This is a genomic window from Pseudomonas sp. GD03858 (genome assembly GCF_029840925.1).
Taxonomy (GTDB): Bacteria; Pseudomonadota; Gammaproteobacteria; order Pseudomonadales; family Pseudomonadaceae; genus Aquipseudomonas.
Genome location: NZ_JAOCDM010000155.1, coordinates 1 through 9,360 on the forward strand (window position 1 = coordinate 1; position 9,360 = coordinate 9,360).

Genomic DNA, 9,360 nt, shown 5'->3' on the forward strand with positions numbered 1-9,360 from the left:
GGCGGCGCCTGGGCTGGCGCAGCTGTCGCTAGTGAGTTGCTGGGATAAACTCTTGATCGGCAACGGCAACGGCAACGGCAACGGCAACGGCAACGGCAACGGCAACGGCAACGAGCAGCGCATTTGCAATTGAATGATCAGATAAACTGCGTCCATGTCTGATTTTTCTCTCCCTCAAGCCCCCCTGCAACGCCTCGACCTGCCTTGGTTGCGCCAGGCGGGAGTCGAAGCTGCGGTCCTGCGTCTGGACCTGATCGACCCGCTGATCAGCGGCAATAAATGGTTCAAGCTGCGCCATCACCTGCTTCAGGCCCGCAAAGCCGATGCCCCGGGCCTGATCAGCCTGGGCGGCAGCTATTCCAACCATCTGCATGCCCTGGCTGCGGCTGGCAAGCGCTTCGGCTTCGCCACCGCCGGGTTGTTGCGTGGTCAGCCCCGGCAAACACCGACGGTGCAGGATCTGCGAGCCCTGGGCATGGAACTGCATTGGCTCGGTTTCGGCGGCTACCGCGCCCGCCATGAGCCCGGTTTCTGGCAGCCCTGGCAGGCACAGTACCCAGGCTGGCACTGCATCCCCGAAGGCGGTGGCGGCCTGGCCGGCGCGCAGGGCTGCGGATTGATCGTCGAGCAATGCCGGGCGCAACTGGCAACGCTCGGCTGGACGGACTACGACGCCTGGTGGCTGGCGGCGGGAACCGGCACGACCCTGGCGGGGCTGGTGCTCGAGGAGGCGGGCAGACATGCGGTCCATGGCGCCCTTGCCGTGCCGCTTGACCACGGCGTGCCGGAAACCGTCGTGGCGCTGGCAGGCGTGCACGGCTACCAGCTGCACGACGCCAGCCGTGGCGGCTTTGCCCATATCGACGACGCGCTGCTGGCGTTCATCGCCGACACCGAACGGCAAGCCGGCATGCCGCTGGAGGCGCTCTACACCGGCAAGGCCCTGCTGGCCCTGCGCGGCCAGGTCGAGGCCGGGCGTTTTGCTCCCGGCACCCGCCTGGTATTCCTGCACACCGGTGGCCTGCAGGGCCGGCGCGGCTACTTGTAGGGCAACATGCGCAGCAGCGTGTTGTCGCGTCGCACGTAGTGGTGATAGAGCCCGGCCAGCGCGTGCAGGCCGATCAGCCAGTAGCCCCAGCTGCCGATGCGTTCATGCCAGCCCTTGATGAACTTGGCCAGGTCCGGATCGGGCGCGACGATGGCTGGCAGCTCCAGGCCGTAGAACGGAATCGGCTTGTCGGCCGCGCTGAGGATCGTCCAGCCGGCCAGCGGCAGGCCGATCATCATCAGGTACAGCAACAGATGTACCAGGTGCGCAAGGCCAGTCTGCCAGGCTGGTGGCTTGGGCACGATCGGCGGGGTGGGGCGCGACAGGCGCATGGCCAGGCGCAGCCAGACCAGCGCGAACACCGTCAGGCCGAGCATGAAGTGCAGGTCTTTCATCAGGTCGCGTTCGGCGCTGCCCTTGGGGAACAGGCCGCGCAGCTCGATGCAGGCATAGACGGCGGCCAGCAGCACCAGCATCAGCCAGTGCAGGGCGATCGACCAGCGCGCGTAATGGGTCGCGGGAGTGGATGAAACCATGGTGGGTCCTCGTCATCAGGTCCATTGGGGCGCTCTTGCTGGCGCTCAGGTACTACTGTAATGGCGGTCGGGAATCGATCCTTGCGCCAGATCGATGAAATTTGTGTTGCCTGCTCGGGCCTCTTCGCGGGTAAACCCGCTCCCACAGGTGTTGTGTCACCTTCAGATGTGGAGGAGGTCCTGTGGGAGCGGGTTTACCCGCGAAAGGGCCGGACCTGCCTACCTCAAAGTCCGGGCAAGGACGGCCAGCTGTCCGCCACCAGGAACAACCGCTCGACCTCCTGCCAGGCACCGTCGCTATCCTGTTCCAGTCGCACCAGCAGCTGTGCGGGGGCGAACACATCCAGCCCGGTCAACCAAGCGTCGAACTGGCTCGTGGACCAAGATGTTTCCACCCGCGCTGGCGCGAGCCACCCATGCCGGGGCAGCGGCTGCCAGCGTCCTGGCGGGCATTGCTCGAGGTAGTCCACCCAATCTTGCCGATGCAGCCAGCGCCCGCGCAAATGCGCCGGATGAGCGCCGGTAGGCGCCTCGGCATGCCCGGGCCAGGGATAGAACAGATAGCCGCCAAGCCACAGGTGGGCCTCGACCTCGGCGATGCCCAGCTCGTCCAGCGCGCTACGGCCATGGGGCTGGCCGGAGATCGTCAGCTGGTGCCCGGCCAGGTGCGCCAGCTTGGTGCCGAGGCGATCGTGGCAACCGGGGCCGAGCCAATGCGCCGGGTCTTGCCCATTGCCATCCGGCGGTCCGAGGTAGAGTTTGATGGCCAGTTCCAGGTGATGGTCGCCCTCGCGGTCGCGCACCAGGATATCCAGCTCGCCCAAGGTATGCCCGCCGTCACGGATCGCCAGGTTGGCCGCCAGCAGCTCGATGCCCGGGGCCTGGTGCAGGGCGAACTGCCACAGGCTTTCGTAGTACAGGCCCAGGCGCCGGCTGTTCAGGCGTGCCAGCCAGGCGAGCAGGGGCGCGGGCTCCTGGTCGAGCGTGGCGAGCCAGGCCGCCAGGCGCGCAGGGTCGTGTGCCCAGGCACTGGCCTTGAGCGGGTGGCGCTGGGGACAGCCGGCCTGCGCCAGCAGTGGCGGTGACAGCAGCGTCCAGGCCAGGTCGCGCACGGCCGGGTGGCGCAACTGGCGGGGCAGGGGCTGGAGGTCGGCGAAGGGCATCATCCTGCGAGCATAGCCGGTTTGCCGCTGGCCGGTCGTTTCGCCCATAATCCCGGCATTGTCACACCGGCGCAGAGCCTTGCAGGAGCACCATGGAGCAATTTCGCAATATCGGTATCATCGGACGCCTTGGCAGCTCCCAGGTGCTCGACACCATTCGCCGACTGAAAAAATTCCTCCTCGAGCGCCACCTGCACGTGATCCTCGAGGACACCATCGCCGAGGTGCTGCCCGGCCACGGCCTGCAGACCTCCACGCGCAAGCTGCTGGGCGAGGTCTGCGACCTGGTCATCGTGGTCGGCGGCGACGGCAGCCTGCTCGGCGCCGCCCGCGCCCTGGCCCGGCACAACATCCCGGTGCTGGGCATCAACCGCGGCAACCTGGGCTTTCTCACCGATATCCGCCCCGACGAGCTGGAGGAGAAGGTCGCCGAGGTGCTCGACGGCCACTACCTGGTGGAGAACCGCTTCCTGCTGCAGGCCGAGGTGCGCCGTCATCACGAGGCCATCGGCCAGGGCGACGCGCTCAACGACGTGGTGCTGCACCCGGGCAAGTCGACGCGAATGATCGAGTTCGAGATCTACATCGACGGCCAGTTCGTCTGCAGCCAGAAGGCCGACGGCCTGATCGTCGCCACCCCGACCGGCTCGACCGCTTACGCCTTGTCCGCCGGCGGCCCGATCATGCACCCCAAGCTCGATGCCATCGTCATCGTGCCGATGTACCCGCACACCCTGTCCGGGCGACCGATCGTGGTGGACGGCAACAGCGAGCTGAAGATCGTCGTGTCCAAGGACCTGCAGATCTACCCGCAGGTCTCTTGTGATGGGCAGAACCACTTCACCTGCGCCCCCGGCGACACCATCACGGTGAGCAAGAAGCCGCAGAAGCTGCGTCTGATCCATCCGCTGGACCACAATTACTACGAGGTCTGCCGCACCAAGCTCGGCTGGGGCAGCCGCCTGGGAGGCAGGGACGACTGATGTTCGATTCGGCGCGCAGTTTCGACATCATCGGTGACGTGCACGGCTGTGCGCTGACCCTCGAGCGCTTGCTCGATGCGCTCGGCTACAAGCGGGTGGGCGGGGTCTGGCGCCACCCACGGCGCCAGGCGCTGTTTCTCGGCGACATCGTCGATCGCGGCCCACGCATCCGCGAGGCGCTGCACATCGTCCACGACATGGTCGAGGCCGGCCAGGCCTTGTGTATCATGGGCAACCATGAATACAACGCCCTGGGCTGGGTCACCCCGGCGCTGCCCGGCAGCGGCAAGGCCTATGTGCGCGAACATACGCCACGGCATGCTCGCCTGATCGACGAAACCCTCACCCAGTTCGCCCAGCACCCAGGTGACTGGCATGACTTCATCCAGTGGTTCTACCAGCTGCCGCTGTTCCTCGACGCCGGGCGTTTCCGTCTGGTGCATGCCTGCTGGGACCGCCAGCTGATCGAACCGCTGCGCAGGCAATACCCCGACGGGCGCATCGACGAGCACTTCGTGCAGGCCTCGGCGGTGTCCGGCAGTTATGCCGCCACGGTATGCAATCGCCTGCTACGCGGCACCGACATGCGCCTGCCGGACGGCCTCACGCTGACCGGTGGCGACGGCCTGACCCGCGCGTTCTTCCGCACCAAGTTCTGGGAGGAAGACCCACAGACCTACGGTGACATCGTGTTCCAACCCGACGCGCTGCCCGACGAAGTGGCTCGCACGCCGCTGAGCCACAGCCAGAAGAACGCCCTGTTGCGCTATGCCGAGGATGAGCCGTTGCTGTTCGTCGGCCATTACTGGCGCAGTGGCCGCCCGGCGCCGATCCGCGCCAACCTCGCCTGCCTGGACTACAGCGCCGTGCTCTACGGCAAGCTGGCCGCCTATCGGCTGGATGACGAAACCCGTATCGATCCGCACAAGTTCGTCTGGGTCGATGTCGAACGCCCGCAGGCCAGCCAATGAACGTGATCGAGGTGTTGCGTCTGCCGCTGGCGGTCGACCTCAGCGGTTTCGTCGCCCTGCTGCGCCGCTTGCAGGTGCCGCACCGGGTGGTGGAGGAGGGCGGGGAGCAGGTGCTGTGGGCGCCGCCCGCCATGGCCGAGGACGTGCGCCAGCTGTACCAGCGCTTTCCCGACGGCAATGCCGACCTGCAAGCCATCCCGGCCCCTGTGGCAGCTGGCTTGCCGGCGGATGCGCCAACGCCACCGTCGCTGAAGGAACAGGCCCTGGCCTGCAAGGTCACCGCCGCGGTGCTGATCCTGAGCCTGGTGGTCGCCGGGGTAACCGGCCTGGGCGACAACCTGTCGACCATCGGCTGGTTCACCTTCCTGTCGTTCAAGGTGCAGGGCGACTACCTGTACTTCACTCCGTTGCTCCAAGGCCTGGCCGAAGGCCAATGGTGGCGCCTGGTGTCGCCGATGCTGCTGCACTTCGGCGTGCTGCACCTGGCGATGAACGGCCTGTGGTACTGGGAACTGGGCAAGCGCATCGAGTTGCGCCAGGGACCGTGGATGCTGCTGGGGCTGACCTTGCTGTTCAGCCTGGTGTCCAACCTGGCCCAGCATTTCACCAGCGGCCCGAGTCTGTTCGGTGGCCTGTCCGGAGTGCTTTACGGCTTGCTCGGGCATGTCTGGCTGTACCAATGGCTAGCGCCCAATCCGCAGTTCAACCTGCCCAAGGGCGTGCTGGTGATGATGCTGATCTGGCTGGTGATCTGCCTGAGCGGCGTGGTCGGCCAACTGGGCTTCGGCCAGATCGCCAACGCTGCGCATGTCGGCGGGTTGCTCATCGGATGCCTGACCGGCCTCTTGGGCGGATGGCTTGCCAGGCGTAGACTGTCCGCCTGACTGAGGAGACACCATGTCCACGTTCGCGCAAATGATCGAAAACATCACCCCCGAGATCTACGAGAGCCTGAAGACGGCCGTGGAGATCGGCAAATGGTCCGACGGCCGCAAGCTGACCGCCGAACAGAAAGAACTGTCGCTGCAGGCGGTGATCGCCTGGGAGATGAAAAACCTCCCCGAAGAGCAGCGCACTGGCTACATGGGACCGCAGGAATGCGCCTCGAAGTCCGCGCCGATCGCCAACATCCTGTTCAAGTCGGACTCGGTACATTGATCGAACTCGCTCGTGGCTCTTTGAGCAAGATGGCGGTGCGCCTCGACGCGCCGGTCGTTCAATACAGCTTCCGCCTGGACCAAGCCGAGGTGCCGGTCAACCCGCTGATCGGCCAGTCGATCCGTCTGGAGTACCTCGGTGCGATCCACTGCAGCCACTGCGGCAAGCGCACCAAGACCAGCTTCAGCCAGGGCTACTGCTACCCATGCATGACCAAGCTGGCCCAGTGCGACGTCTGCATCATGGCTCCGGAAAAATGCCACTACGACGCCGGCACCTGCCGCGAGCCATCGTGGGGCGAGCAGTTCTGCATGACCGACCACGTGGTGTACCTGGCCAACTCGTCGGGCATCAAGGTCGGCATCACCCGCGCCACCCAGTTGCCCACCCGCTGGCTTGACCAGGGCGCCAGCCAGGCGCTGCCGATCATGCGCGTGGCCACCCGCCAGCAGTCGGGCCTGGTCGAGGATGTGCTGCGCAGCCAGGTGCCCGACCGCACCAACTGGCGCGCGCTACTCAAGGGCGATGCCGAGGTGCTCGACCTGCCGGCGATCCGCGAGCAGATCTTCGACGCCTGCGCCGAGGGCATCCGTGGCTTGCAGGAGCGCTTCGGCCTGCAGGCGATCCAGCCGCTGCCGGACGCCGAAGTGGTGCAGATGAAGTACCCGGTCGAGGCCTATCCGAAAAAGATCGTCAGCTTCAACCTCGACAAGGACCCGGTCGTGGAAGGCACGCTGCTGGGCATCAAGGGCCAGTACCTGATCTTCGACACCGGCGTGATCAACATTCGCAAGTACACGGCCTATCAACTGGCCGTGCTCCAGTAAAGGATCGTCACCATGCGTACCGAACAACCGCAAGTGATCTACCTCAAGGATTATCAGGCCCCCGAGTACCTGATCGACGAGACCCACCTGACCTTCGAGCTGTTCGAGGACCATACCCTGGTCCACGCGCAGCTGGTCATGCGCCGCAACCCCGAGCGTGGCGCCGGCCTGCCGCCGCTGGTGCTCGATGGCCAGCAGCTGGAGCTGCTGCGGGCGTCGCTGGACGATGTCGAGCTGCACGCGGCTGACTACCAGCTCAGCGACGACAGCCTGACCGTGCAGCCCAAAGCCGCGCACTTCACCCTCGACACCAGCGTGAAGATCCACCCAGAGAGCAACACCGCGCTGGAAGGCCTGTACAAGTCCGGCAAGATGTTCTGCACCCAGTGCGAGGCCGAGGGCTTCCGCAAGATCACCTATTACCTCGACCGTCCGGATGTGATGAGCACCTTCACCACCACGGTGATCGCCGAGCAGCATCGCTACCCGGTGCTGCTGTCCAACGGCAATCCGGTAGGCGACGGGCCAGCAGAGGATGGTCGGCACTGGGCAACCTGGGAAGACCCGTTCAAGAAGCCGGCCTACCTGTTCGCACTGGTAGCTGGTGACCTTTGGTGCAAGGAAGACACGTTCGTTCGCCAGTCGGGCCGCGATGTGACCCTGCGCATCTATGTCGAGCCGGAAAACCTCGACAAGTGCGACCACGCCATGGTCAGCCTGAAGAAGTCCATGCGCTGGGACGAGGAAGTCTATGGCCGCGAGTACGACCTGGACATCTTCATGATCGTCGCGGTCAACGACTTCAACATGGGCGCGATGGAAAACAAGGGCCTGAACATCTTCAACTCCAGTTGCGTGCTGGCCCGCGCCGAGACCGCCACCGATGCCGCCCACCAGCGGGTCGAGGGCGTGGTCGCCCACGAGTACTTCCACAACTGGTCGGGCAACCGCGTGACCTGCCGCGACTGGTTCCAGCTGTCGCTCAAGGAAGGCTTCACGGTATATCGCGACGCCGAATTCAGTGCCGACATGAACTCGCGCACGGTCAAGCGCATCGAGGATGTCGCCTACCTGCGCACCCACCAGTTCGCCGAGGACGCTGGTCCCATGGCCCACCCGGTGCGCCCGGACAGCTTCATCGAGATCTCCAACTTCTACACCCTGACCGTGTACGAGAAGGGCGCGGAAGTCGTGGGCATGGTCCACACCCTGCTGGGCGCCGAGGGCTTCCGCAAGGGCAGCGACCTGTACTTCGAGCGTCACGATGGCCAGGCGGTGACCACCGACGACTTCATCAAGGCCATGGAGGACGCCAACGGCGTCGACCTGACCCAGTTCAAGCGCTGGTACAGCCAAGCCGGCACGCCGCGCCTGGAGGTCAGCGAGGCCTATGATGCCACCGCGCAGACCTACAGCCTGACCTTCCGCCAGAGCTGCCCAGCGACCCCTGACAAGGTCGAGAAACTGCCATTCGTGATCCCGGTGGCACTGGGGCTGCTGGACGCCGAGGGCAATGACCTGCCACTGCGCCTGGTCGGCGAAGCGCAGGCTGTCGGCGGCAGCCGCGTGCTGTCGGTGACCGAGGCCGAGCAGACCTTCACCTTCGAGGGGATCAAGGCCAAGCCGCTGCCGTCGCTGCTGCGCGGCTTCAGCGCGCCGGTCAAGCTGAGCTTCCCGTACGACCGCGACCAGCTGATGTTCCTCATGCAGCACGACAGCGACGGCTTCAACCGCTGGGAAGCGGGCCAGCAGCTGTCGGTGCAGGTGTTGCAGGAACTGATCGGCCAGCACCAGCGTGGCGAAGCGCTCAAGCTCGACCAGCGCCTGATCACCGCCCTGGGCACCGTGCTCGGCAATGCGTCGCTGGACCCGGCCATGGTCGCCGAGATGCTTTCGCTGCCGGGCGAGGCGTACCTCACTGAGATCAGCCCGGTGGCCGATGTCGATGCGATCCATGCTGCCCGCGAGTTCGCCCGCCAGCAGATCGCCGAGCAGCTGTTCGACGCCCTGTGGGCGCGCTACCAGGCCAATCGCGAGGTTTCGCGCAAGACCGCGTATGTGGCTTCGGCCGAGCATTTCGCCCGCCGCAGCCTGCAGAACATCGCGCTGTCGTACCTGATGCTGACCGGCCGGGCGCAGGTACTCGAGGCGACCCTGGAGCAGTTCGAGCATTGCGACAACATGACCGAGCGCCTCACCGCCCTGGCGGTGCTGGTCAACTCGCCGTTCGAAGCCGAGCGGGCCAAGGCACTGGAGGCATTCGCCGAGCACTTCAAGGACAACCCGCTGGTCATGGACCAGTGGTTCAGCGTACAGGCGGCCAGCGCCCTGCCGGGCGGCCTGGCGCGGGTCCAGGCGTTGATGCAGCACCCGGCCTTCACCCTGAAGAACCCGAACAAGGTGCGGGCGCTGGTCGGTGCCTTCGCCGGGCAGAACCTGGTCAACTTCCACGCTGGCGACGGTTCGGGCTACCGCTTCCTGGCGGACCTGGTGATCGAGCTGAATGCGCTGAACCCGCAGATCGCCTCGCGTCAACTCGCACCGCTGACCCGCTGGCGCAAGTATGACGACCAGCGCCAGGCGTTGATGAAGGGCGAGCTGGAGCGGATTCTCGCGTCCGGGGCGCTGTCCAGCGATGTGTATGAGGTGGTGAGCAAGAGCCTGGCGTAAGCCT

At 65.7% G+C, this 9,360-nt stretch carries 9 protein-coding genes; 7 read left to right on the forward strand and 2 right to left on the reverse strand.

Annotated elements, in window-relative coordinates:
* Positions 1-154: 154 nt before the first annotated feature.
* On the forward strand, positions 155-1,048 hold the full coding sequence (locus N5D48_RS24560) for a pyridoxal-phosphate dependent enzyme (RefSeq protein WP_279888623.1): 894 nt from the start codon (positions 155-157) through the stop codon (positions 1,046-1,048).
* Here the strand turns inward: N5D48_RS24560 and N5D48_RS24565 are convergent.
* A complete protein-coding gene (locus N5D48_RS24565; RefSeq protein WP_279888624.1) occupies positions 1,039-1,584 on the reverse strand; it encodes a cytochrome b in 546 nt (181 codons plus the stop codon). The genes N5D48_RS24560 and N5D48_RS24565 overlap by 10 nt on opposite strands.
* A 224-nt stretch (positions 1,585-1,808) precedes the next feature.
* Complete coding sequence (locus tag N5D48_RS24570; protein WP_279888625.1) at positions 1,809-2,795, reverse strand: DUF1853 family protein; 987 nt, start codon at positions 2,793-2,795, stop codon at positions 1,809-1,811.
* 44 nt (positions 2,796-2,839) lie between these two features.
* Between N5D48_RS24570 and N5D48_RS24575 the strand changes: the two genes are divergently transcribed.
* The 6 genes from N5D48_RS24575 to pepN are packed head-to-tail and all read left to right on the forward strand — an operon-like array spanning position 2,840 to position 9,356.
* Complete coding sequence (locus tag N5D48_RS24575; protein WP_023632574.1) at positions 2,840-3,730, forward strand: NAD(+) kinase; 891 nt, start codon at positions 2,840-2,842, stop codon at positions 3,728-3,730.
* Positions 3,730-4,701 (forward strand): metallophosphoesterase, encoded by a 972-nt coding sequence (locus tag N5D48_RS24580; protein WP_279888626.1) that lies wholly within the window; start codon positions 3,730-3,732, stop codon positions 4,699-4,701. The genes N5D48_RS24575 and N5D48_RS24580 overlap by 1 nt, the downstream gene beginning before the upstream one ends.
* The gene (locus N5D48_RS24585) at positions 4,698-5,585 is read left to right on the forward strand and encodes a rhomboid family intramembrane serine protease (protein ID WP_279888628.1); all 888 of its coding nucleotides are present in this window, start codon (positions 4,698-4,700) and stop codon (positions 5,583-5,585) included. The genes N5D48_RS24580 and N5D48_RS24585 overlap by 4 nt, the downstream gene beginning before the upstream one ends.
* Positions 5,586-5,598: 13 nt before the next feature.
* Positions 5,599-5,859 (forward strand): DUF1315 family protein, encoded by a 261-nt coding sequence (locus N5D48_RS24590; RefSeq protein WP_011532970.1) that lies wholly within the window; start codon positions 5,599-5,601, stop codon positions 5,857-5,859.
* Complete coding sequence (locus N5D48_RS24595) at positions 5,856-6,686, forward strand: DUF2797 domain-containing protein (RefSeq protein WP_279888630.1); 831 nt, start codon at positions 5,856-5,858, stop codon at positions 6,684-6,686. Before N5D48_RS24590 ends, N5D48_RS24595 begins: the two co-directional genes overlap by 4 nt.
* A gap of 12 nt (positions 6,687-6,698) precedes the next feature.
* Positions 6,699-9,356: an aminopeptidase N gene (gene pepN / locus N5D48_RS24600; protein ID WP_279888632.1), complete on the forward strand. Its 2,658-nt coding sequence runs from the start codon at positions 6,699-6,701 to the stop codon at positions 9,354-9,356.
* The last annotated feature ends 4 nt before the right edge of the window (positions 9,357-9,360 follow it).

What these genes read in the sequence shown, in the direction of transcription:
- N5D48_RS24580 (WP_279888626.1), top strand. Translation starts at nt 3,730, where the DNA reads ATGTTCGATTCGGCGCGCAGTTTCGACATCATCGGTGACGTGCACGGC.
- pepN (WP_279888632.1), top strand. Translation starts at nt 6,699, where the DNA reads ATGCGTACCGAACAACCGCAAGTGATCTACCTCAAGGATTATCAGGCC.
- N5D48_RS24575 (WP_023632574.1), top strand. Translation starts at nt 2,840, where the DNA reads ATGGAGCAATTTCGCAATATCGGTATCATCGGACGCCTTGGCAGCTCC.
- N5D48_RS24565 (WP_279888624.1), bottom strand. Translation starts at nt 1,584, where the DNA reads ATGGTTTCATCCACTCCCGCGACCCATTACGCGCGCTGGTCGATCGCC.
- N5D48_RS24570 (WP_279888625.1), bottom strand. Translation starts at nt 2,795, where the DNA reads ATGGGCGAAACGACCGGCCAGCGGCAAACCGGCTATGCTCGCAGGATG.
- N5D48_RS24560 (WP_279888623.1), top strand. Translation starts at nt 155, where the DNA reads ATGTCTGATTTTTCTCTCCCTCAAGCCCCCCTGCAACGCCTCGACCTG.
- N5D48_RS24590 (WP_011532970.1), top strand. Translation starts at nt 5,599, where the DNA reads ATGTCCACGTTCGCGCAAATGATCGAAAACATCACCCCCGAGATCTAC.
- N5D48_RS24585 (WP_279888628.1), top strand. Translation starts at nt 4,698, where the DNA reads ATGAACGTGATCGAGGTGTTGCGTCTGCCGCTGGCGGTCGACCTCAGC.